Annotated in this window: 22 protein-coding genes; 11 read left to right on the forward strand and 11 right to left on the reverse strand. The window is 54.8% G+C overall.

Annotated elements, in window-relative coordinates; all coding sequences use genetic code 11:
• Positions 1 to 794: 794 nt before the first annotated feature.
• From UNPF46_RS38700 to UNPF46_RS18150, 4 genes are all read right to left on the reverse strand, one after another.
• Positions 795 to 1,076 carry a type II toxin-antitoxin system RelE/ParE family toxin gene (locus UNPF46_RS38700; protein ID WP_142250896.1) on the reverse strand — a complete coding sequence of 94 codons (282 nt, stop codon included), beginning with the start codon at positions 1,074 to 1,076 and terminating at the stop codon, positions 795 to 797.
• Positions 1,073 to 1,303, reverse strand: a complete 231-nt coding sequence (locus UNPF46_RS18140; protein WP_142250897.1) for a hypothetical protein — start codon at positions 1,301 to 1,303, stop codon at positions 1,073 to 1,075. Before UNPF46_RS18140 ends, UNPF46_RS38700 begins: the two co-directional genes overlap by 4 nt.
• A 12-nt stretch (positions 1,304 to 1,315) precedes the next feature.
• Positions 1,316 to 2,824, reverse strand: coding sequence for a replication initiator protein A (locus UNPF46_RS18145; protein ID WP_142250898.1), 1,509 nt, complete (start codon positions 2,822 to 2,824; stop codon positions 1,316 to 1,318).
• Positions 2,825 to 2,888: 64 nt separating this feature from the next.
• A complete protein-coding gene (locus tag UNPF46_RS18150) occupies positions 2,889 to 3,383 on the reverse strand; it encodes a hypothetical protein (protein ID WP_142250899.1) in 495 nt (164 codons plus the stop codon).
• 642 nt (positions 3,384 to 4,025) lie between these two features.
• Here UNPF46_RS18150 and UNPF46_RS18155 point away from each other — a divergent pair.
• From UNPF46_RS18155 to UNPF46_RS18170, 4 genes are read left to right on the forward strand one after another with little or no spacing between them, the layout of a single operon-like run.
• A complete protein-coding gene (locus UNPF46_RS18155) occupies positions 4,026 to 5,624 on the forward strand; it encodes a restriction endonuclease subunit S (protein WP_181769995.1) in 1,599 nt (532 codons plus the stop codon).
• On the forward strand, positions 5,614 to 7,224 hold the full coding sequence (locus tag UNPF46_RS18160) for an AAA family ATPase (RefSeq protein ID WP_142250901.1): 1,611 nt from the start codon (positions 5,614 to 5,616) through the stop codon (positions 7,222 to 7,224). The genes UNPF46_RS18155 and UNPF46_RS18160 overlap by 11 nt, the downstream gene beginning before the upstream one ends.
• 5 nt (positions 7,225 to 7,229) lie before the next feature.
• A complete protein-coding gene (locus UNPF46_RS18165; protein WP_142250902.1) occupies positions 7,230 to 8,072 on the forward strand; it encodes an HNH endonuclease family protein in 843 nt (280 codons plus the stop codon).
• A 1-nt stretch (position 8,073) separates the two neighbouring features.
• The gene (locus UNPF46_RS18170; RefSeq protein WP_142250903.1) at positions 8,074 to 9,516 is read left to right on the forward strand and encodes a class I SAM-dependent DNA methyltransferase; all 1,443 of its coding nucleotides are present in this window, start codon (positions 8,074 to 8,076) and stop codon (positions 9,514 to 9,516) included.
• Positions 9,517 to 9,897: 381 nt separating this feature from the next.
• Here UNPF46_RS18170 and UNPF46_RS18175 read toward each other — a convergent pair whose 3' ends face one another.
• Together UNPF46_RS18175 and UNPF46_RS18180 are read right to left on the reverse strand one after the other, a co-directional pair.
• Positions 9,898 to 11,787 (reverse strand): nuclease-related domain-containing protein, encoded by a 1,890-nt coding sequence (locus UNPF46_RS18175; protein WP_142250904.1) that lies wholly within the window; start codon positions 11,785 to 11,787, stop codon positions 9,898 to 9,900.
• 35 nt (positions 11,788 to 11,822) lie between these two features.
• A complete protein-coding gene (locus UNPF46_RS18180) occupies positions 11,823 to 12,038 on the reverse strand; it encodes a hypothetical protein (protein WP_142250905.1) in 216 nt (71 codons plus the stop codon).
• A gap of 208 nt (positions 12,039 to 12,246) precedes the next feature.
• Here UNPF46_RS18180 and UNPF46_RS18185 point away from each other — a divergent pair, with 208 nt between their 5' ends.
• Together UNPF46_RS18185 and UNPF46_RS18190 are read left to right on the forward strand one after the other, a co-directional pair.
• Positions 12,247 to 12,591 carry a hypothetical protein gene (locus tag UNPF46_RS18185; protein ID WP_142250906.1) on the forward strand — a complete coding sequence of 115 codons (345 nt, stop codon included), beginning with the start codon at positions 12,247 to 12,249 and terminating at the stop codon, positions 12,589 to 12,591.
• Between the two features lie 359 nt (positions 12,592 to 12,950).
• Positions 12,951 to 13,304 (forward strand): hypothetical protein, encoded by a 354-nt coding sequence (locus UNPF46_RS18190; RefSeq protein WP_142250907.1) that lies wholly within the window; start codon positions 12,951 to 12,953, stop codon positions 13,302 to 13,304.
• Here UNPF46_RS18190 and UNPF46_RS18195 read toward each other — a convergent pair.
• A complete protein-coding gene (locus UNPF46_RS18195; RefSeq protein ID WP_142250908.1) occupies positions 13,245 to 13,898 on the reverse strand; it encodes a hypothetical protein in 654 nt (217 codons plus the stop codon). The two genes, UNPF46_RS18190 and UNPF46_RS18195, sit on opposite strands and share 60 nt — an antisense overlap.
• A 147-nt stretch (positions 13,899 to 14,045) precedes the next feature.
• Between UNPF46_RS18195 and UNPF46_RS18200 the strand changes: the two genes are divergently transcribed.
• The 5 genes from UNPF46_RS18200 to UNPF46_RS18220 all read left to right on the forward strand — a co-directional run bounded on the left by UNPF46_RS18200 (position 14,046) and on the right by UNPF46_RS18220 (position 19,362).
• Positions 14,046 to 14,309, forward strand: a complete 264-nt coding sequence (locus UNPF46_RS18200; RefSeq protein WP_142250909.1) for a hypothetical protein — start codon at positions 14,046 to 14,048, stop codon at positions 14,307 to 14,309.
• Positions 14,310 to 14,909: 600 nt separating this feature from the next.
• Positions 14,910 to 15,428, forward strand: coding sequence for a Pycsar system effector family protein (locus UNPF46_RS18205; protein ID WP_142250910.1), 519 nt, complete (start codon positions 14,910 to 14,912; stop codon positions 15,426 to 15,428).
• An 18-nt stretch (positions 15,429 to 15,446) separates the two neighbouring features.
• A complete protein-coding gene (locus UNPF46_RS18210) occupies positions 15,447 to 17,639 on the forward strand; it encodes an ATP-binding protein (RefSeq protein ID WP_142250911.1) in 2,193 nt (730 codons plus the stop codon).
• Positions 17,636 to 18,109: a hypothetical protein gene (locus UNPF46_RS18215; RefSeq protein ID WP_142250912.1), complete on the forward strand. Its 474-nt coding sequence runs from the start codon at positions 17,636 to 17,638 to the stop codon at positions 18,107 to 18,109. The genes UNPF46_RS18210 and UNPF46_RS18215 overlap by 4 nt, the downstream gene beginning before the upstream one ends.
• Positions 18,106 to 19,362 carry a hypothetical protein gene (locus UNPF46_RS18220; protein WP_142250913.1) on the forward strand — a complete coding sequence of 419 codons (1,257 nt, stop codon included), beginning with the start codon at positions 18,106 to 18,108 and terminating at the stop codon, positions 19,360 to 19,362. Before UNPF46_RS18215 ends, UNPF46_RS18220 begins: the two co-directional genes overlap by 4 nt.
• A 128-nt stretch (positions 19,363 to 19,490) precedes the next feature.
• Here the strand turns inward: UNPF46_RS18220 and UNPF46_RS37550 are convergent, their stop codons facing one another.
• The 4 genes from UNPF46_RS37550 to UNPF46_RS18235 form a co-directional block, all read right to left on the reverse strand.
• The gene (locus UNPF46_RS37550) at positions 19,491 to 19,664 is read right to left on the reverse strand and encodes a hypothetical protein (protein WP_181769996.1); all 174 of its coding nucleotides are present in this window, start codon (positions 19,662 to 19,664) and stop codon (positions 19,491 to 19,493) included.
• 5 nt (positions 19,665 to 19,669) lie between these two features.
• Entirely contained in the window at positions 19,670 to 20,575 is a 906-nt protein-coding gene (locus tag UNPF46_RS18225; protein ID WP_142250914.1) for a hypothetical protein, read from the reverse strand.
• Between the two features lie 85 nt (positions 20,576 to 20,660).
• On the reverse strand, positions 20,661 to 22,175 hold the full coding sequence (locus tag UNPF46_RS18230) for a type IV secretory system conjugative DNA transfer family protein (protein ID WP_142250915.1): 1,515 nt from the start codon (positions 22,173 to 22,175) through the stop codon (positions 20,661 to 20,663).
• On the reverse strand, positions 22,172 to 22,927 hold the full coding sequence (locus UNPF46_RS18235; protein ID WP_142250916.1) for a hypothetical protein: 756 nt from the start codon (positions 22,925 to 22,927) through the stop codon (positions 22,172 to 22,174). The genes UNPF46_RS18230 and UNPF46_RS18235 overlap by 4 nt, the downstream gene beginning before the upstream one ends.
• Positions 22,928 to 22,955 lie beyond the last annotated feature (28 nt).

Raw genomic sequence — 22,955 nt, forward strand, 5'->3', positions numbered from 1 at the left:
GTGCTGAAAGGTCTGGAAGGTCCGCAAACCGTGGTGCTGTTGTGAAAGCCACGCGTGCAGGTCGTTCATATGAGCTCCTTCGAATAGCGGAAGAAGCTACCGGTTTATACAGTGGTGGTGCGGGGAGGGGAAGGGTGGGGGAGATCGAATGTGTTGAGCCAGTCCGTCTTCGCCAAGAGGCTTCGCCGGACACGCTTCACCCTTCGGGCTACAGGTGGCTTCGCACGGCCGCGCCACGCGTAGCCCGAAGGGCGAAGCGTGGTGCCCCTGGCCAGCACCAGAATAGCGAACTAAGTATCTGTCAAGTAACCAATTTCCTAGTTTGAGCTGCAAGAGTTACCCAGACTGTTACCCAAAAGTCAGGGAAGGGGAGTAGGAGTTGGGCCGACTGTGAGATTCCAAACTGAAAACGAATGCGTTGATAATAGCGCGTTCCTTATCCTCAAAAGAAAACACACTCTGTGTTTGAATATATTAGATTCTATTAGAGCGAACTGGCATTTCCAAAATTGCCTTATGTGGCAACGTATATCGGCAATCCGATTCGAAATTCCTTGTGTCAGAGACCCCACTTTGTTGTGTCAGAGACCCCGGGTCCTTGTGTCAGAGGCCCCACCTGATGCACAGTTATCCACACTCGGCGCAGCGTCTTTCCGACGAAGCTTATGAAGGGCGACTCATTGACAAGTCGCAATTCATGTGTCGCGAAACAGATATTGTCCGACCCATTTTATATGGCTCTGTTGGGCCATATCTTCACAGCCATCTATTTCGTGGCTCGGCTGAGCCACTTTTCAACGCCAGAAGCGGCTTCGTGATGTATGGCGCACGTGCAATACGTGGACTTCGTTACCAGCCACCTTGTAGAAGATGAAATATCGCAGTTGAGGCACGACGAGCAGTAAAGTGCCTGGTTCGTCGGTTTGGCGTCCTTGGTCAGGAAGATGCCCCAGCGACCAGGAAATTTCGATTAGCCGCGTTATAACGCGCGAGGCAGCGTCGGGATCGAACCGGCCTATGTAGTCCTGGATTTGAATGAGGTCGGCTTGCGCGGGCCGGGTAAACCGAACTCTCATGCCTCCCGGTGCAGCTTATAGAACTCTTCCATTTCGTTTTCGGGGGCGAAACTGCCTTCCTCAGCGGCGACTATTCCCTGTCGAATGGCGGCCCTTTCCTCGTCGGACAAGGCATAAATGCCGGTTCGGCGAGATTCAATTTCACGCGCGACGCTAGCTAACTCTTCCTGATCTTCAGCAGGCCAAGCCTCAACACGCTGCAAGAGCCGTTTAGTACCTTGTGTCATACTGGCATTATATCAAACAGGCGTACTTTCGCCACGAGCCTCCCGCCACTGTTCAAACGTCTGGATCTGGTCGGGGTGACGCTCGGCCGTGATGCGAGCCCGGGCCATATCGGCGAGATGTGATCGTATCGGATTATTTCCCTTCTCCTCCCCTACCTCGGTCTGAGCTAGCGCCAGGATCGCCTGCTGCTCGTCGAGCGGAAGCGATGCGAAGAGCTTGTCTGCCGCCCTTCGGCGGTATGTGCTGTACTCAATACGCCCCGCTTGGGCTTGCTTTTCCGCCGCCGCTCGTTGCGCAGCTTTGGTGTCCGTCGTCCGGCGCTCCCGGCGCTCAAGGTAACCTGCCAAGTACTGCTTAAGGCCGCCTAGCGATTTCACGTCGAATTTCGTCTTGTCGGCCTCAGCGAGTGCGTAGGAAAGGAATCGCGAAATCTCCTCGAAGGGTACTTTGGTCAGGAGAAATTTTGCAGTCTCCACGTCCTTGGAAGGAACATATGGAATGGCAGTGGTCGGCTGGCCGGTGCGTTTCTCCAAAAACATGTATGCGACCTTAAGCGGCTCCGCCGTCTCATATTGGTCGCTCTGAAATTCGAACTGCATTTCTGCCTGATATCGGCCGCGATAGAAGCGTTCGTAGTCTGTGATGAAAGCGAGACCGGGACGGAAGGTCAGAATAAGACCGTTCCCGTCCGCAGCGGGCGCGATACCATACGACGCTAAAAAACCGATCTCCCTCAATTTTCGGAGGTGCGGACCCAATTGGTCGCGCTCGATAACGGATGGCTGTGTGTGAACCGTAAGGCCGCCAAGCCATTCGGTGTTGATGTCCTCGTAACGTTTTTTGAACGTCGGTCGATTGCGCGGATTATCCATGTACAGATTCGCGAAATGGAAGAACAGGCGCATATAAAGCGCTTGCCCAATCGTGCCGAGCTCGGCCATGAGTGTATGATTGAGGCACGTGAAGTGCTCGTCATTGAGCGACGCAACAATAGGACGCGCCAGTGTCACCGTGCATCGTTCGACGGGATCACTGTCCTTCTCTCGACGCTCCAAATAGACTTCGGGGAAAATGCTAAACGTTTGCTCTGCGTATTTTCCATCCGCAGTTTTGAAATTTGTTCGCACGTGCGAAAACTGAATTTCTTGGAGCGCACGTGTGAGCCGTTGATTGTAAATTCCTCCCCACTGCTTGTAGCCAATGAGACGCATAAGCTCGCGCCGTGAGAAAGATATGTCGCTCTGGATCGGGCGGCCGTAATTTGAGTGTTTCTTGATGAGCGCAACAAAAATTTTGTGTGCGAGTGGACCGGGCTGGCCAAGCGCTGGGTCGGGCCGAATGAAGACCGCTTTTTCTTTTACGTTGTGATTGAGTGCAATCTCTTTGGTGCGTGTCGATGCACGCTTCGCGTCGTGGCAGAACAACGCGCCGGAAACGCGAAGTAGCGTGTTCTCCATGTAAATCTTTTCAGCTGGTGCAGGCGCGGCCTGACCGATTGTTGTCGTTTGCTTGGCTGCCATAGATCGGCAGCTAAATTATACGCCGAAAATCGTTGGTAATTCGAGCGGCTCGTGTGGAGAGCCGCTACGGCTGCTGCCCCTCCTCTGCACCTCGGCGATCGGGTGAGGCGAGAAGCGGAAACATTTTTTGCAGGCCTGCTATCAAATGATTGGTCTCGCGAGCGCGTTCGGTCAATTCGGCTATCTGTGTATTCTTGACGGAGATTTCGCCGCGCAAAAACTCTACCTGGTTCTCAAGCATCAACACATACTTGTCGTCGCTTGTCGTGGCTGTCGCGACAGATCGCGGCTGGTCGGTGCTTGTCGTCGTTGGTCGCGGCGCTGGTTCGGGCTTAACTTCCAACGTGCGAACGGTCGCGTCTTGTCGCGATTTGTCGTGACTAGTCGCGGCTGGTCGCGACACCTCTTTGATGTATTTTATGTGCCGCTCAACGGAATAGGGCGCGACAAGGTATCGTTCGCCGGTCGGCGTCTCGGCTTTATGGCAATCGAGTTTGTTTAGCGCGCAATAGCGTTGGATGGTACGGGGATCACGGGGGAGGCCCGCCTCTTCGTACATGTCCGCAACTTCCTCGACGGATAGGAAATAGAGCTCATCTGGCGAACGGTCGCGACTTGTCGTGTCCTGTCGCGGTTGGTCGTCTTGCATGGCTTGATGATAGCCCGGCGGCCCTCCACCTGCCGCCGGTTATCCCCATCTGGCGGGTTGGAAGCTCGCAAGTGCGGGGCCGTGCAATCTAGAAAGATCAGTCGGCGGACGGTATGAATTCGCATAGATGGTAGGGAACGTACCGGGAAACAACTGAGTGAGGTGCTCCAACTCTAGAGGTCGGCCCTGAAGCGCAGCAGTGTGCCGGATAACAGCCTTCCGATCGGCTGAGATGCGGGGTCCTGGCTTTTGTTCGCGTGCGGCCACGAGCCTCTTCGTAGGTGCTGGCCCCGCTGCCATTGCCTTCATCCTTGCTGGGCGTCTATTGTAGGCTTGACCGCCGGACGCGAGGGGCCGTGCCGAGACGATTTTCCGTTGCGTCCGGCCCCACGTCGCCCTTGCCGGCGCGCAACGGTGAAGAAGCGAATGGACCAACCCCCTATCAGTTCCGAGCGTGCGCTGCCACCTGGCTGGGCTTCGGTGCGTGTTGATCAGGCGGGTGAGGTGCGGCTCGGTCGGCAGCGATCACCCGAACAGGACTCGGGTGCGCATATGACGCGTTATGTTCGTGCCGCCAACATTACGCCCGGCGGCATGGATTTCTCAGACCTTCTCGAGATGAATTTTACGCCGGCCGAACGGGAAGTGTTCGGACTTAGGGCTGGCGACGTCTTGTTGACGGAGGCATCGGGCAGCGCGTCACAGGTCGGTCGTGCTGCGATATGGCGAGGCGAAGTCGAGCCTTGCTGTTTCCAGAATACAGTAATCCGTTTTCGTCCGCATGTAACCACGTCTGAGTATGCGTTCCTGGTGTTCCGGTACTTTGCGGTGGCCGGTGTTTTCGCACGCGTCGCGCGGGGTGTAGGTATTCAGCACTTGGGCGGCTCACGCTTTGCCGAAATGCCTTATCCCTTGCCGCCGCTGGCTGAGCAGAAGCGGATAACGGACATCGCTGACCTGCGCCTAGCGGAGATTAGGGAAGCGGAGGTCCGCCTTCGATCTGTGCTGAACCACCTAAGTGAACAGACGCGCGAGATTCTAGCTGCGGCGGTTGCTGGTGAATTGGTACCGAGATCGTCTCCGGCGCCTGAGCCAAATCGCCCGCGTCGGTCGCCAGCGAGTGGGCAGGCCAGTCTATTCGAGGACGAGGCTGCGCTGAATTTTGACGCTCCGAGGCTTGGCGCTACAGTGCCAGAAGGGTGGACAAGGCGTCGTGTCGATGAGGCCGGAGAAGTTACGCTCGGGCGACAGCGTGCGCCCAAGCATGCGCGTGGTCGCAATATGCGTCCCTATCTCCGGGTGGCAAATGTGCATGAGGACAGGATCGACACGTCCGACATCTTGCGCATGAACTTCGAGCCAGAGGAAGTCGCGATTTACGAACTGCGAAACGGCGATGTTCTACTTAATGAAGGGCAGAGTCCGGAGCTTGTTGGTCGTCCAGCGATTTATCGCGGAGAAGTACCAGGCGCTTGTTTCCAAAATACGCTGATCCGTTTCCGGTCCGGGGACGAGATTGAGCCCGAATATGCGCTCCTTGTCTTCCGTCATTATATGCATTCGGGGGTATTTCGTGACATCGCACGATGGTCGACAAACATCGCTCATCTAGGACTGGAGCGGTTTCGAGCACTTCCGTTTCCGATTCCGCCTCGTGACGAGCAACAGCGTATTGTCGCCGAGGCTCGCCGACGCCTGGATGCTACAACAGCTCAGACAATCGCTGTCCAAGCCTCTCTCAAGCGCTTACCAGAGATCGAAAGGGAACTGCTGGCCGCAGCCTTGGCGGGCGAGCTAGCGCCGCAAGACCCAGATGATGAGCCGGCTGGCGAGCTTCTACGGCGGCTGGGCGCTCCGCGCAAATCCCAAGCCACATTATTCCCCGCGCCCAGGAGAGGCCATATTATGCAGAAGAGCAGACCTCGCCCGACACAGCAAGCTGAGCCGTCGCCTGACTTGGCAGCCGTGTTGCGGGAAAACGGGGGGGCTTTGCCGTTGCCTGAACTTTTTGCGCAGGCCGGGTACAACCGGGATCTTCCCGAACACATCGAGCTTTTTTATCTTGCTCTGCGGGAGGCTCTCGGTAAGACGATTCGTTTGGTGGGTGATGCCGCCGAAAATGCGGAGCTTGAGATCGCCGATGCGACTTGAGTCGGTCAGGATTGGGGCATTTAAGAACCTTCGGGATCTCTCGGTCGACTTTGACGAGGGATCGCCCTACACAGTGCTGGTTGGTGAGAATGGCGCCGGGAAGTCCAATCTGATTGAGGCGTTAACACTGATCTTCCGCAATCTCGATCTCGACGTCGAAGCGCCGTTTGACTACGACCTAAAGTACGAGTGCCGTAGGAGCCATATCGAGGTCCGAGCGAAGGCGGACGAGTTTCCGACATTTCGGGTAAAGCAGGCTGGCCAAACCGAGTATAGCGATCTTCCTCGAAGAAGCTTCATGGCGGAAGATGCGGATGGTCGGCCCCGTCATCGTCCCGCATTTGTATTTGGCTACTACTCAGGGCCTAGTGATCGTTTAGCGGCAATCTTCGAGAGGCACCGTGAGCGATTTTATAGTTGGATCATAAAAGCACCTGAGCAGCGCGGGAAGGCGATCAGCGATCCTAACGCGTTGCGGCGTTTGTTCTACGCTCAAACACTGCATGGGCAGTTCGCCCTCATCGCGTTCTTCATGGAGGCCAGCGAGGCCTCGAAAGAAGACCGCGGCTTTCTTCGAGAGCATCTTCAAATCGACGGGTTGGATAGCGTGCTCTTTGCGCTGAAGGAACCGCCCTGGAAGCGAAAAGGCGGAGATCCGCGGTTTTGGAATGCAGTAGGAGAAGTACAGCAGTTTCTCAGTCGCCTATATGACCAAGCGATGCTTCCGCTGCGCATGACGCGGCGTATTCCAGTCGACTTAACAAAGAATCCAATCGTTAAGAGTCTTTATCTCTTTCTCTCCAGCGCGGAATCTCTCGCAGACGTGTACCGATCGTACGGCAACCAATACGCCTTCTTCACGGCGCTCGAAAGCATGCACCTATCGAAGGTGCTGGCCGAGGTCCGTACACGTGTCCGGATGAGCGCCGGGGCCGGTGGCGGGAATGTCACATATCGCGATCTAAGCGAGGGTGAGCAGCAGTTGCTGTTAGTTCTCGGTTTACTAAAATTCACGGCTCGAGATGAGGCTCTGTTTCTGCTGGACGAACCGGACACTCACCTCAACCCGGCTTGGAGCACGCAGTACTTGACGTTCCTGGATCGCTTCATCAGAGGGCGCGATAGCTGCCACATCGTGATGTCCTCGCATGACCCGCTCGTATTTGCCGGCCTTGAGCGAGCTCAAGTGCGAATCTTTAGACGTGACCAGGAGGGCCGCGCTATCGCAGAATTACCGGATCAGGACCCCCGGGGAATGGGCGTCGCGGCAATCTTGACCAGCGATCTTTTTCGCCTCAAGACGACGCTTGATGCCAAGACCCAGGCCGCCCTCGATCGTCAACGCGTTCTTGCCATGAAGGATGCGCTGACGCCCGAAGAGGAGGGAGAGCTTGGTCGGATCAGGGATGACCTCCGTGGTCGGGGCTTCGACTTCACGATACGGGACCCCCTCTATCAGGAATTCTTGAGAGCGTGGACAGCGCAAGAGGACCCAGCCTGGCGCGACGCGGTGGAATTGACACCGAAGCAGCGCGAAGATCGCGGGAAGTTGGCAGCGCGGATCGTCGAAGAACTGCGCCGGGAGGCAGGTGCGTCCTGACAGCTATGCGGTTTATCAATCTCGAAGCCATCCTCCCGAAAATCCGGGACCTTCTAGCTGACCTACAAGTCGCGCAGGATGCGACGCTCGCAGAACCAGACGCTCAGCGGCGTGCGCGCATCATTGAGGCCAATCAACAACGTTGGGCGGCATTGCGGCAGGCATTCGAGGAGGCGTCATTTGACAAGTGTTGGTACACGGAGTGCAAAAGTCCCGGCGCAGACAATGATGTCGACCACTTCCGCCCGAAGGGAAAAGTGCGAGAGGACCGAACTCATCCGGGTTATTACTGGCTGGCGTTCGATTGGAAGAACATGCGGCTGAGTTGCCAGCGCGCCAACCGGCCACGCCTAGTCCCTGGGGCGCGTATCGCTGGTGGAAAGGCGACGCACTTTCCTCTCCTGCCGACGGGTGTGCGCGCTCGGGGACCGAATGACGATTTAGCTTTGGAGCATCCTGCTCTTCTTGATCCTACGGAGCCAGGTGATCCTGTTCTTCTGACCTTCAGGCCGAATGGCGAGATTGACGTGTCGCCTGAATTCAAGGGAAACAGAGTCGCCGAGGCAAAGGTAGAGGCAAGCAGGCTCGGCTTACACCTGAACTGGCCAAAGTTCGTCGAGGGTCGGTTGACGCTCTACAATCTGGTGGAGCGAGCAGTCGAGCGCGGTCGCCGAGAGGCGCCTACCAATTTCGAAGGCTGGCCGATGGCCAGCGAGGCGTTTAAGGATGCTATCCGCGACTTGAAAGCTTACATGGATCCTCAGGCCGAATACTCGGCCGCGGCCAAGGTCTACGTTGAGTCGTTCAAGAATGTTTGGTGGGTGAACGACGTGGTTCTAAGGCTTTGAAATGACGGACAACCGGGCGCCTGGGGCGCAGATCCTAGTTCGGAAACTCTGGCAGTATTGCAACGTCTTACGAGACGATGGCCTTTCGTATCCAGATTATGTCGAGCAACTAACCTATCTGCTGTTCTTGAAGATGGCAGACGAGCAAGCCGACCGCGCGATACCGAGGAAATACTCGTGGAGCTCGCTGGTTCGTCTCGGCGCTGGAGCGATGCATGTGCATTATGGGCGTGTTCTGACCGCGCTCGGTAAGCACGGAGGTATGCTGGGGCTGATCTTTGGCAATGCAAAAAATAAGATTAGAGATCCCGCAAAACTACGCCTATTGATTGTTGATCTCATCGGCCAGACGGAGTGGACGGGGCTTTCCGACGATCTGAAAGGCGACGCCTATGAAGGCTTGCTGGAGAAGAATGCGCGCGACACCAAAAGTGGGGCAGGGCAGTATTTCACGCCACGTCCACTCATTGAAGCGATTGTTGAATGCGTGAATCCGCAACTGGGCGAAGTGATATGTGATCCAGCCTGCGGAACGGCGGGTTTTCTTTTGGCAGCCCACGATCATCTGCGAAGACGTTATCCCAAGATGACGGCGGCGCAGAAAAAGATGCTCGCCACGAAGTCCATTCGAGGCGTCGAGTTGGTTGAAGAAGTCGCGCGCCTCGCGACCATGAATCTGCTATTGCACGGCGTTGGCGGTAACGCCGATGATGAGTTGCCGATCGCGTGTGAGGATAGCCTTAAAGCGCCGCCAGCTCGGCAGGTTGACGTCGTCGTTACGAACCCTCCGTTTGGGATCAAAGGTAGCGTGACCTATGCCCAAGAGAAGTCGACCCGCCCAGAGGATAGCCTGACGATTGTGCGCCCGGATTTTTGGGTTCAGACGGCGAATAAACAACTGAACTTCATGCAGCATATTGTGGCGCTTCTGAAGCCAGGCGGGCGGGCTGCGGTCGTGGTCCCAGACAACGTGTTGTTCGAGAGCGGTGCCGCAGCTTCGGTGCGTCGTCGGCTGGTTGAGACCTGCAGAGTCCATACGGTGCTTCGGCTTCCGCCCGGATTATTCTATGCCGCAGGCGTCAAGTCCAACGTCGTATTCTTCGACAAACCGAAAAGGTCATCGACGGCAACCCAGCGGGTGTGGATCTACGATCTTCGCTCCGACAAACGATTTTCGCTCCGCACGAAGCCGCTGCAAAGGGAGGACCTGCAAGAGTTCGTGACTTTATACGCCGATCCGGTTCGTCAAGACGGCGAAAGGCATCGATCATTTGACGTGGCGGAAGTACTTGCCGATCCTGATTGTCGCCTGGATCTTTCTTGGAGCGACCCCGCTCTGCGTGCTAGGGCACCCGGGCTCGCTCGGCTTGATGAGCTTTCAAGATTGGTGGTCGATGATCTTCAACGCGCTCTGGCGCTGATTGCGAAGTCCCCGGGTTCATAGAATCCTGAAGTCGTGTTGAGGCATTGGCAACGGACGGCAGCGATCGTTCCATTTTGTGCGTTATGCAGATGTTGGCTGCGACCGACCGCAACCATATGCGTTCCGCAAGAAATCGCTGGTCTTGCTGATTTGAAGGCCACTAGGCGCGAGCCGCATTGCGGTGACCTCTGCGTGTTCCGCGGAAAGAGCGACAAGCTGACAAGACCTCTCTGAAATGACGGATTGGGTTTTTCCCATTCTAGGGCGGCCGATCGAACGATGTGGTGAATTGCGATCAGAGTTTCTCTCCGTGATCCTGGGCTGCTTCAGAATGCGACGCCGCCATCCGATGGAAATAGCGGCGCAAATCCAAATGCGATTCATGCCGAGCGGGAAGCAGGGCTAGTTGTCGTTCCCGTTGAAGAACGATCCTCCAGTATAACGCGCGCCAAGAGGTCGAAAGCGAACGTTCTGGAGGGTGAGCGGAATTGTCGTTCGGCGCCCGTCAACAGACACGAAGAAGGCGAGGGTGACAGGAACAGCCTGGAGACCTGAAAGCATAGTCAAATTGCAGTCGGGAGATGCTATCGAAATTGTGCCACTGATTGACTGACCTGGCGCCAGTGTTGTCAAGCTTCTATCTATCACGTCGACCCCGGCGTTTGTATCAACTGCCGGTATCCCTGCTGTTGCCGGATTCCATCCTCTTGCCATGCAAGGACCGGCGGAAAGTGATCTATCTTTGAGAGCTACAGCCGCAGGACTTGTACCAGCATTGCGGACGCTAAAACTCAACACGCTGTTTTCGCCAACATACGTGGCGGAGGGGTGGATCGCAAAATCGGAGACGGCGAGCTGAAGTTGAACCGAACTCGGCGGCCGAACGGCCGGACGATCAGGTGAAATATCCACAGGGGCGCCGACGGGCGGTACCATCACTTGGAATTCCTTTTGGGAGAGTACTTGGCCATTGGCCTTAACCAAGACAGCGTAACGATCGCTTTCTAGCGGCTCATTCCACCAACATGACACCACTCCTTTCGGAGTCCTGACGATCTCGGGCGCACAGGGCCATTCCCAGTCGGCCTGAGCAGGCTTGAGCACTAGAATGATCTTGTCTGCAGAGGAGGAGCTATTTTCGTACGAGACCGTGGCAACGACCTGTGTCCGCTGTTGCACAAGATCCGGCAGCTTATCTAGACGGCGCCCATGCCCGTCGGCTTTATTGAGCACAATGGACCGTATCGTTGGTGGTAAGGGAAGTGCAGGAGGCTGGGTGGCCAGTGGCTCTATTCGAGTGTTCGTATTCGGCTTCTCAATTGGTGGGGATTGTATCGCCGAACTGGCCGGAGGCGCCTCGGAATTTGCGTGTCGCTGAGCCGGTTGTTCATGGGGCGCTGCTTCCGGCAGCGGCGGCGGCGAGGCACTCGGAGCAGGGTGCGGTGTTAAGGGTGCATTGGAAGCAACGACGTTGGTCTGCTCGACGGCAGTAGTGAACAATTGCACGAGCCCCGAGTACACCTCAAAAATGAGCGTGGCCACTAGCAGAAGGAGTACCAGAGCCGGCCAGTCCCAAAACGGTATACGAGGACGACCAACAGGTCGGGGTGTGGAAGGTGGTACACTCGGCGGACTGTCGCGGCGAGGCCCCTGAGGCTTGTTTCCGTTAGAAGTGACAGGCTTTGGTTTCGTTTCGTTCGCCGTCCAACATCGTCGAACAGATTCCGGCAGCTCCTTTTTAATGAGATGTTCGAGGATCTGTTCTCCGAGTTCCCTGCTGATCGGCTTGTTTCGACGTTCAGTGGCGAGGCGGCCATTGACGAGTGCCACAACGTTCTCGAGTTTATCGACGAAAAATGGGAGGTCGGCGTCAACTTTGAGAACGCAATTCGGATTTGTCACCACGACGGCGTAGTTGACCCAGATACTCCTCTTTAGCCCTTTGTCTTTTTCTACCAGTGTATCTTTGAGTCCCTGGGAGGCGTTGAAGGCCTGGTTAAGTGGATTTCCTTTCTTGCTTATTCCTTCCCAATCTCCGACTTTGGGACAAAATATTTTGCCGCTAAAGTACTTAAGCTCAAGTACGATGATTCCTTTTGGACCAAGAAGGACGACGTCGATTTCGTTCTCGGCGGCAAATGGCGGGAGATTAGTGAGCAGTATCCATTCGTCTCCGAAAGACTGACAAATCTGCTCGATAGCGTCGCGTTCATTAGAATGAGGGGGGCCGCAGGAAAAGTGGAACGCCATGGTTAGCCCGGCGACTGATAAATCGATGAGAAGTAAGAACAAAGTAGCCCCGCGACAATGCGAGGCTACGACGACTGCTACTTCATCAGCTCCTCAAACCTAAGAGTGGCCGCCTTCAGAATTTTCTCACCAACGTCAATCATCGTCGGCTTATGTTCGACACCTATTTGATAGATATCGATACCGTTTGCGTGGAAGACGTCGATGATCTCCCGGCAAATTAATCTTGCGGCCTTACGTCCGACGTCCGAAATTAGCGAGGCTGGAAAAAGCTTCGAGTCCAAAGAACTCATGAATTCCTCCTGTTCAAGGACAGCCGCCGAAGATTCAGAAGCTGCGTCTCGAACGCGAAAAATTCTGGGATACATCCTGTATTAGAATTCAATTTTTGTCAAGTTGTTGAGCCGCTTGGAGATGGCTTCGGACTATTAGGTCGTCGTTGATCTCTACGGGCGAAACCAAGCGGTAGAGGAGAGAAGCTGTGCTGAATGAGGGCTGCGAATGAATACGCTTCAGCGATACTTGGAGGTCATCGTCGACCCGACGTGGGACGACTTCCACGCCAACCGCAATTCGGCTCGACATGCGTTTCTAGCTTGCGTTGCGATCTATCACGCGGTCGATCGCGTGGCCGAAGCCGAAAACCGGGATGCGGCTCATTGGCGGCAGGTCTGGGGCAGGGAAAGCACAGAGTTTCGGATTATCGACGTGCTGGCCCATCATTTCAAGCATGTCAAAAGCGGCCCTGAGCGGATACCGAAAAGTCGCGAGCGGCTACCCATTGGGCGCGCTCTGGACTTCAATGATGCTGGTGATGAATGGACTTACGCAATCTGTATTTCGTAATTCGTGACGCGGTTCGTGCATCGGAGAGCTGGGACGCAGCATCCGATGCTGCAGGAATGATCTAGTAGAATTTAGGCCGCGCGCGTTGGCTTTGAGTCAGCACAGAAAAAAGACCCACCTTTCGCGTGGGGTTTTAAGGGGTTAGCCCTGCCCACTGGTGGAGCACCACTACGAATCGAACGTAGTTGGGGCGTGTCTCGACGGTCCCCCAGCAGGGCATAGCGCTCGCCAGCGCACTAAGCTTGCTGCTGGCCTAGGTGGGAAAGGGCAGGGCTACAAATATTCTACACCCGGCCATGGCGTTCAATTGCGCGGCGCGGATCGTCGCATACGCTGCTGCACCAGAGCAGGAGACATCGATGCGAATCTATATCAAGTATCGAAATGGGCGAGGCTACTACTACGCGCAGGAGACGATCTATGTTCCGGGGCGGAAAAGCCCGCGGACGCCGACGCGTTACATCGGTCCTGTTGATGGTGTGAGGAGACAACGAAAAGATCCGTTTGCGCTTGAGCCGGGAGAAGTCGCGGCAGACGAGGCGATGCGCAAGTACAGTGAGGAGCTGTTAGCCAAGGACAAAGAAGAAAAACCCGAGCTGTGGTCGCAGGCAAAATTCTTAGAACAGACTGCTGGATCAGAAAAAAGTCCCGCATCAAGCGGGACGTCTGAAGCGAACGACGTTGCCGGCGAGCCAAGCGTCGGGCAGACGTAGCTTGCCGTCGTCGAACTCGGCCCAGCACACCGGCTCGACATCGGGCGGGCAGATCGGAATGAAGAGCTTGCCCCGCTTGCTGCCGATGCGATGCTTGGCGGCATTCTCTTCCGAGATGCCGAGATCCTTCACCCGGTCGTCGTAGACGAGGCTCTGGCCGAATTTCTCCGGATCGAAGCTAGCTGGGGTCTTGGGGGCCGGTTGCTTCCGGCCTTCTTGCTCTTGGGGAAGTGTGGGCTTGGCACGGCCTTTGCTAACTGTAGATACAGTACTGTTGACTGTACTGTCCCCACCGCCGAACTGTTCGTTGATGAAGATCGCCGCGTCTTGCTGGCCGATTTCCATACAGTGCGCGACCAACCCGATACGGTCGCCACCGAGCTTCGCGCGCTGGCAGTAGAATACACCCTCACTGCCGCGCCGGGAGCGGACATGCGGGCTGATGGCCAGCGTGTCTTTGTCGCCGCCATGCACCGGGCATGCGCAGCGCACTTGGTGGCTGCTATAGCGATGCGTCTGCAAGCCAAGCATCTCAGCGAGCTGCTCAATCGTCGCGAGCTGTTCAACATCCTCGAATGGAATGTAGGTGCGCATGTGGATATCCCTCCATGTGGAACTTCTAACCACATGATACCGTGGGCACAGATAGTTTCCTCTTCGGGTGTGGATTTGGCGGGCTCGCGGGGCGATGTGCGCTGGCCCACAAAACCCACGCCTGCATGTGGGAGAAAGGAGCCTTCAATGGAAGGTTCAACAAGCGAGCGCGCCTCCCGCTCCGCGCGACGAGGTCATGAAGACGACAAGCGTGAGATAGCGTATTACGTGCGGGCCAAGACGGGTCCTGGCTCTCAGGATTGGTCGCCAGTCGGCGTCGCGTTCACCCGGAAGAACGGCCAGCCGGGCTTCACCGTCAAGCTCAATACGCTGCCGATTTCGAAAGACTGGAATGGCAACTTGGTGCTCGTGCCACCTCGCGAGGATAGCGAGGAAGATATCGATGAGTAGACACCGCCATGGCGGAGTTTTTCTTAAGTCTGGCTCATGGCAGTTGGTTGGCCTCCTTTGCGCTGGCGCTTCTGCCTCACCAGTTCCTCAGTGAGTAATGCTATGCTAGCCGTCCTGACTGGGCTGCACGCCGGCTTCGGATTGAACAGGCTCCGGGTTTGAGGTCTCAGTGAACCATTGAAGGCTTATGCTCGGTGCGCATCGGACTCACGGTGCGAAAGAAAAATCCTCGGCTATGGCCGAGGACGATGCGCTTTGCACAAGCCTACGAATTCGAGAGACGCCGCTTCGAGGATTGCTGCACCCGTGGCCTCGATCGCTGCGGTGACGGAGTGACCTGCATGTTTGCGGAGAGCGGTTTCTGCAAGCTCGTTAAACAATCTCTCGGCAATTTGTGTCGCCAGCGATTGTGACTTCCAAGTCGGAATATCTATGCCGTGTAGCATGAACTCCCCCTGTGGGCTTCAGACGTCCGAGCGTTCGGGCGGCTGAGGTCAACAGATGCGGTATTTTTATACCATGCCCCCTCTACGAGCGCAAATTGTTGCTTGGCAACCAGCGCGAGCTATAGTTTGTTGCGCCATTTCGGGGGGAAATAGCTTGTCCGAGTTGTTAAATGTGTGGCGAGAGATCAACGCCTGCAATCGCTTTGCTGAAACCAAGCTCACGTTTTTCGTCGGAATCTTGGTGGGCATTCTAGGTTTGTTGAATAGCGGGAGCGTGCTTCTGGCGCATGAAGGACGTGTCCTCGGTGGAGGAGACATCCGCTTAATGAATCTAGCAATGATTGTTGCGCTGGTGGTGTCGGTGGCTGCTGCCTTCCCTCAACTCGCTACCAAGAGCTGGTGGGATTGCTTGGTGCCCAAGAAGACGCCAATTGAGTTGTACTATTTTCTCGACATCGCCAATTTCGAATCCAGCGAAAGTTGGCTTCAGGCTTGCCAACTGAAGATAGCTGACGACGAGCTACCGAGGGCGAGAAGTATCGCTGGGCAAATACATGTCATTGCAAGAATCGCCGCTCGAAAGTTTGCGGTGCTCCGATATGTGTCTATTTTCGTGATGGCCGGATGGATAATTTCGTGGGCTATTCCTTTGTCAAAATACTTAATCCCTTGAAGAGAGCGACGGTTACAAATGGCCGACAACCCGGATAGCGATCTTTCCAAACTGCAAGTCTGGATATCGCAATTGCCGGTGAACATTGACTATGACAACCACGGAGGTTCCTGGTCTCGTCAGGAGTTCTTGCAGCTGTTGAGCGGCGTTGTTGGACCTGGCAGCGTTGTGATTGTTTACTTGCTTGATAGGGATGAGCATCAGAAGAGCTTTTTGACGTTATCGTATATCGCCGGCGAGATTTCAATTCGATCCAGCTTGCAGCGCAGATTGATATTGTTAGCGGAAGGGGATCTTCTATCGTTTGCACGTGCGCGTGCCGAATTGGAAAAAATCGCTGCCATAAGAAACTATTCTCGGCCGATTGTTTACCGGCTTAGCGACCATCGAGACTGCAGCGCCGACGACTGTAAGTTGGAATCCGATGATGTGGGTATCGCTGTGGTTTTTAAACCGAGACCCACGCCACTAGATCATTTGAGCCAAGTCAAACTTCAGATCGCTTTTAGATTTTTTTCAGTCCAGACGACGCGGTCGCGTCACGAACGGTTGTCTCAGGCTATAAGCAAGATGCTGCATGAGGTCGAGAGCTCAGCCGACAAGCCAAAGCTATGTTCAGTTCTGGCTCACTACGTACGTGCAAAAACGATCTTGCTTTACGAACAGATAGGCGGCGCTTATGAGCTCGTTGCCGAATACCACGAGTCGACGCCACCCTCACCAATCACCAAGTTCGAGCGTTCAGAGGCGGATCGCCTGCAAAGGGCGTCTTTGGTAGTTCGTAGCCACACTTATTCTGGAGCGCTGACGAGCAGCATCCAGGGTATTGTCGGAGCGTCGGCTTGGATGTTGTTGCCGTGCCATACTCATGCCGTCGACGTTCTTTCTGGGCGCGATGCGAGCTTTGCGCAGTACCTCATTTTTTTGATCGGCAAAGAAAATCTGGAATACCTGGGTGAAGACTTTAGCTATACCGATCTCCAGATCGGAAAAAACTTGGTGTCTCTCTTGGGGGCGCACCTACCTTTCATGGGACTTTCTGATAAACTTAGGCAAATCTCCAACGAATTAGACGACCAAGCAATCTCTGACTTCACACTGGAGTGGCTAGGTGAGTTATCTAAGCGATATCTGCCGAGTCTGTTCGGCGTAGCGCTACTGTCGGAGCCATCCGACACAGATATGGCGGAATATTACCCGTCACTCTTCCATCTGGGAAAATTAAATCGGCGTGTCATAGATGTTGCTCGTGACAATGAGGCGTGCATTGCACGGGCCGACGAAGGGGCGCAGTTGTGGTGTTTAGCATTTCGTATTCACACGGAATATCGCACTCAGCAAAGAATTGTATTCGCGTTTCGGCAGGACTGTATTCAAAGTGCCTCCGCCCAAATTCTAGAAATGATCGTGGAATACGTCAGAACGGCGTTCGGCGTCATTGATTTTCGTGAGTATCATAATGCGACGCAGGCCCAAATCAGACATGTGATCCGCGGGTCACTTTCCGCCGCCGTCTCCGAGCTTGAGCTTGTCGCTCAGCGTGTCCGACTCTTCTCCTCAATGCCGACAAAGTTGGCTCGTCTGTTGGCCACACCAACGATGCAAACGGCCGTTCAGGACGCTCTTCTCTGGCTGAATGAAGCATATGGCCTAGCTGATGCACCTCGCTATTTACTCGAGACGTTTGACAAGAACGCCGTACGATGGGCGGATGTCGATCCGGCAGCTGTCGTTGTTTCGGTACTCGATCTGGTGCAGGGAGAGCTCCGAAGAAGAGGTATACGAACTTCGTTTGATAAGAACGCAGTGGGTTCTCATCTCATCTCGGCTGACCAAGAGTTCATAAAGATTGTTTTCTTCAACCTAATTGACAACGCGATCAAGTATTCTTTTCAGGACAAGTGGTTGCATATTGAACTCATCTATACTGCGGACCGGTTCCGAGCCGAGATCCAAAACGAGGGCGTCCCGATCAGTGAGGAAGACCGGGACAAGATATTTCATCCTTGGGTTCGGTCCTTCCGGCAATCTGTCGCGACGCGCCGGCCAGGGACCGGACTGGGCCTAGCGGTTACGCAGAGGATACTCCGGGCTCACGACGAAGGTGCCATTTTTAATTTCACGTCGGATCCTATCGACGAAAGAGGAACTGTTGCTCGCACGACTTTCTTTTTCGAGTTAGGGCTAAAAGGAAAGGGCATTGCTGCGTGAAGATTTACCACTTTGAGGACGAGTGGCCGAAAGGACGGTCGATCGCTCACCGGTTGCATGACCGAGTGTTCGATTGGTTGCCGCCGGGACGGCAAATAGACCTCGACTTAACTGAGGAAGAGCATCCAACCAGCGACGATCCGGCCAGGATTCGCGTCACTCTCAAGGACATCGTGGTGTTCGAGTACGTGCTCGTTACTACAATCGTTTCGCTGCAGTCTCACGTTACTAAGGACGACGTGGTCATTGTCGATATCATGAGGAGCAACGAGACCGGACATTTCGTTTCAATCCTAGATGACGTATTGAGGATTTTCCGGGAGGGAGAGCACAAACGAGAAAATTGGCGCTACTTCTCTGCCTATCCCGAGCGAGTGGCTGAGGATTGCGAACTTTCCGGCTTTGCCAAGAAGGAAAATGGCAAGCTTCTCCAGTTTCTATTCGAAAAAATCGAAGGGCAACTGAAGTGACCGATGGTTGGTTTTCATTCGAACGGGCAGGAAATCTAAAGCGACCAGACGATTTCCAAAGCCAGGAACTCGATGCACTCTTCTTGGAGAGTGCAATAATCAATCTCAGCGCGGCTTGGTGTGTTTCATTTCCAAGTATGAGGTTGATTTTCTTTTGGGGTGATCGGAATCAGTTCAACGATAGAGATGCGGAAGGGCTCGGGAGGTTTGGGTATTATCTGAGGCGCTTCAAGCCGCATTTCGAAAGGTTTGTTTCTGCAAGGAGCGCCATTCTTTCGCGCGAAATCACGAATTGTGCCGATACAAGCCCCATCAAATATGTCGGATTAAGGTGGGTCGAAGATAGACCGGCCGAGATTTACGCAGGTAACGGCTTTATCTTCATTTACGAGCTGAAGGAGATTCGCCAGACCTATAGGCCGGATATCAATGTGCGCGCGTATCTCTTAGATCGTAGCGAACTCGGCTTCAGGATCTGCAGTCAGGCGCACCGTTTCTTTGAACGAATACCAAAGAGCGTGCTTAAGATAGATGCGTCGGCTGAAATATTGTTCGAACAATTCTTTTCTCCAAATTGCTTCGATTTGATAAGCGAGCGTGAAGTGCCGTTTGTTTGGCCGTGGCAGAAGTCCCTAGAGCTGAAAAACGGAATTGCGATTCCGAAGCAGATCGCAACAATCTCATTGGTCATGGATATTAGAAATTCGTCGTCGGCCATGTTACTTACGCGCGATCAACCGCAATTCGCGGGTTTCATAGACCGAGCAGTCGAAGGGGCTCGGGAAGCTATAACTGAAAATGGTGGATACTTCGATAAGGAGACGGGCGACGGAGTGGTCGGCCATTTCGTCAACGGAGAGAACGTCGAGGATGTGTCCGCCCTTAGAGATGCTCTCGTCGCTGCCAAGTCAATTTCGATAATGACCACCCGCCTGTGTAGCGACTACCAACAATACTTGCGGTTGAATTTGGACGGGCTCGGGTGCGCGATTGGCCTTTTTGCCGATAGAGCTGTCTGGCTCTACTCTTGGAGAGGTGTTCGAGCGATCGGCGGGTCTGTGGTAAATGCTTCTCGAATCTGTGCAAATGCGAAGCCCAAAGAGGTGGGCTATTGTAATACGATAGCGCAGATGATGAAGACCGCTGGAATCACCCCGGAGGTGTTTCCTACGAACGGTGTTCCGCGCCCGATCAAGATCCATGAAGTTCGTGACGAGGCAATACCTTCTGCTACATTCGCAACTGTCAATTAGCAGGGGGCGCGATTGACGTTCGTAGCTCAGTCGCTGCCGGCGTTGAGAGCGCCTCTGGGAGACGAGATATCACGGCACCCGCCGCAACAATCGCGGAGGATAGACCCCGCTTACGCGGGGTCTATCTTTCAGAGGTGGGTTTGTGGCAGCTTATCTTTATCAGCTTCAATCTCTGCCTTCGTTCTGCGGTGGCGCTTCTGCTTCACCACCTCACCGCCGAGGATCGCGGCAATCTCTGCCTCGGTGTCATCAAGTGTCTGCTTGAGTTCGACGAGACGTGTAAGCTTTTCCTTGTCGATCAACTATCTCACCTCCTTTTGCGCAGTTCGGTTGCCTTTAGGGTTTCCATGATGTTGAAGCGCTCTAGCTCGCCATTGCGAAGGCGTATGTAGTCGCTGGCAAGCATGTTGTCGTTGGGTTCGGGCAGCAACAAGGGCTCCGAAAGAAAGTCTGGAATACCCATGATGAGAACGCGGGGTTGCCAGCGCTCAGGCACAACTTCCCGGATGAGGTCAGGTATCGTCTCATGCGCTCGGTCGTGCTTGGTCGTATGGATCAGCACAGATACGGTGGGGAAGTGCCTTTCATACAACCGGTCGTCAAAGTACTGCACGTAGTTCTGCAGCATCGTGCGGAGCGACTTTCGGCCAAACTCAAAGCGCTCGTGCCCGCGCAAACGTTCGGTCCCGGTGTCGTCCTCTTGGAGGAAGTACATTGTTGCCTTTTCAATATCGGAATACTCGATCATCCAGACATTGTCCGGGACGAGCATGCGTTGGCCAAGATCAATTGGTGAAACCTGCAAAGAGGTCACCTTGCCGGCGAGGCGGTCTCGATGAAACTCGATTACGCTGCGGAGATATTTGTGGTTGACGTGATCGTTGCCGCGAGTGCGCTTCTTGACGCGATCTCCTAGGTATTGAAAGCCGCGTGGCCATACCTCGAGCGGACGAACGCGGTGTCGCTTTTCAGGGTGCGACCAGCCTTCCGGCACGCCGATGTAGTGGCCTTTTTGGAGCTCGGTCAGCCGCTGCCGAATGTAACCGTCGCTCGAAAATAGGGACTTGACGTAGGAGCTTGGCAGGATGTCGTAGTCCTGCATCGCGTCCAAAATTGCAAGATGAACGCGGCTATCAGGCGCAAGTGTCAACTGCGGCTTTTCGCCGGGATAGAAAGCGCTAAAGCGCCTGCGTTTGATCGCCAGAGTTTCCATACGCGAGATATATCAATCATTGTATCTCGCGAAAAATCTGCGCGGCTATCAGGTGCAACTGTGTGCACCCCACTAAAAAATATTCTTAGATGGCGTCTGGGAGGTCTTGGTCGTTCTTAGACCTTGGTGGCTCGGCGCTGAACCGACCATACATGTCGTCCATGATGGCTTGCCAATGTTTCGGGGTCATTTGCGGTTCGCGTTCGAAGTTGACATAGGGTGGAGTGATCTCCTGCAGCTCGCCTTTTCTGACCTGCACGTTCCAATGATATTGCGTTTTGGCTGGTTCAATTTGTACGCCACAAGTCTGAAGCGCTTTGTTGACAAGCGCGTTGGATATCTGGCTCCGAAACTGTTGGGCGAACGTGAATCCGATCTTTTGACGTCGCGCAGTAGCAATAAGGTTGGCGACGATCGGCTCCTCGGCGATGTATTGCCACGCTTCGTCTATGAAGCAGTGGCAGGGGAGGCCTCCTCCGGTACGCGTGCGCACGACGCCCAAGAGCAACGCAAGAAAGTACCGGCCGAAGATCGGCATGTTGTCTCGAAGGACGCTCTCCTTGGTGTTTATGACGATGACGTGGGACTCTCTGAGAAGTTCATACAGATTGAGCTTATTCTTCGGTTGAGAGAAACAAGCTTGAAGGTAAGCGTTTTGGTCGAATGCGTCCAAGCGGGATGCGACCGCTCCGACGCTGGGGCCGTAGTTGCCGCCGAACATGTCGGTCAGTAGGAAGCGCTTTGCTGCGTCGTCGAGCTGGTTGAGTTGTTTGTGCTCCTTCATCAAGTTCTTAAGCCGGCCTTGCACCAATAGCTCCTTGAATGTGAACACCGTGGCGTTCGGAATCAGCGCCAACGCGCGAAGCGCAAAGCCAATGATGTTCTTCATGTGCCCGCTCGGGACGCCAATGGTTGCCCCGATGAAGAAGGAAAGCATCTCGTGGGCTGTCTCCAGCGCTGACAATTGGTCGTTCCTGGACAGTCTATGGTAGCGCTCGAAGTCGAAGATGTTGAGGGCCAACGGATGTTCGATGTCAGGTTCGAAGTAGACGAGCTTCCCATGCAGGTCGCCGCCGGGAGCGAAATCGACCATGTGCGGCAGGTATTGGCCTAAGTGCTCGTCCTGGCTGTCTATGATGAGGAGGCTGCACTCTCCGTCTTTTACCTTGAGCAGATCCTGGGCAATCAGCGCGGAGAGAAGGGAGGTCTTGCCCCAGCCACTCTCGGCTCTGATCCATGTATGCTCAAACCGTGCACTATCGAAGAAGTTGAAGGGGAGTGGCTCCGGCTCGACGCCGACTAATCGTCGATTCTGGCGCATGAACCATTCGAATTGTTTGAATCCCTTCTTGAGCGATTGTATCAGGAGCTCTGCTTGGTATGCGCTATTCCGGTGCAACAAGATCGAGTGAGCTTTTTCATATCCGTAGAAGTCGCCAAACGTAAGTGTGGGAGCGTCTGTTTGGCCGGCGATCTCTAGGTCGAGCATCCGATGCTTATCAAAAAGCACGTGCTCTTCTTCTGTGATCTCGGAAAGGCGCACTAGCACACGGACACCCGTGGTGCCCGGTACATCTTCTGTGAAGTAATCAACCCTCATCGAGGAAGTTTTCGGTACTGACAATACATAGAGGTGGGTTCGACCGCGCAGTCCGTGCAGGCGCTACGGTCATAATTCCACTCGAAACCAGGCGGGCAAAAGCTCCGAGGAATAATTCGCATCCGAATTTCCGCCGGCATAGAGCCTCTTTGCTGGGCGTAGCTGCCAGATACATAGAGCATTTGGCTTGCCAGGAAATCAGTGGCTGCAACCATTTCTCCTTGTGCAGTCGAGATCGTTACACCACCTTGCAGTGCTGTTACTTGAACATCACATCGCTGAGGCAAGTAGACGCGTTCGTTTGGCTTAAAGTTTCGGACCAGAATAGTGAATGGGTGAGCGCAGTCGACATGAAGTAGCCGCTCGTCCACCGGATAAGGTTGCGACGAGGTGGTGGTTGCTGGAGGTATGACAGGGCTGAGACCCCAGATCTCGGATTGGCGCGACGGGGCCGTTGGCATTGCGGCCACACGTTCTTCAGCAGTCGGCGCTTTGGAGGATCTATCAGGAATGATGTTGTATAGGAGAGCCACGAAAAGTGCTGCGGCAACCGCCCCGGCAATGGCGCTGCCCCACGCTGCTGCCTTCAAAAGAGATAAACGTGCGTTGTAGTGAAACTGATCGGCAGCAGTTTGCGCCGCTGGCCCATTGGGAAGAAACTGCATGAAGTGCCGAACAAGAAAATAGGCGATTGCAGCAGCGAGGGCAAAGCCGGCAAAGAAGATAATCAGCACCAACAAGATTGAGGACACGGCCCCTCCATGTCGTTAGGCACTTAAG

Origin of the sequence: Bradyrhizobium sp. UNPF46 (assembly GCF_006658625.1) — a bacterium.
Taxonomy (GTDB): domain Bacteria; phylum Pseudomonadota; class Alphaproteobacteria; order Rhizobiales; family Xanthobacteraceae; genus Bradyrhizobium; species Bradyrhizobium nitroreducens.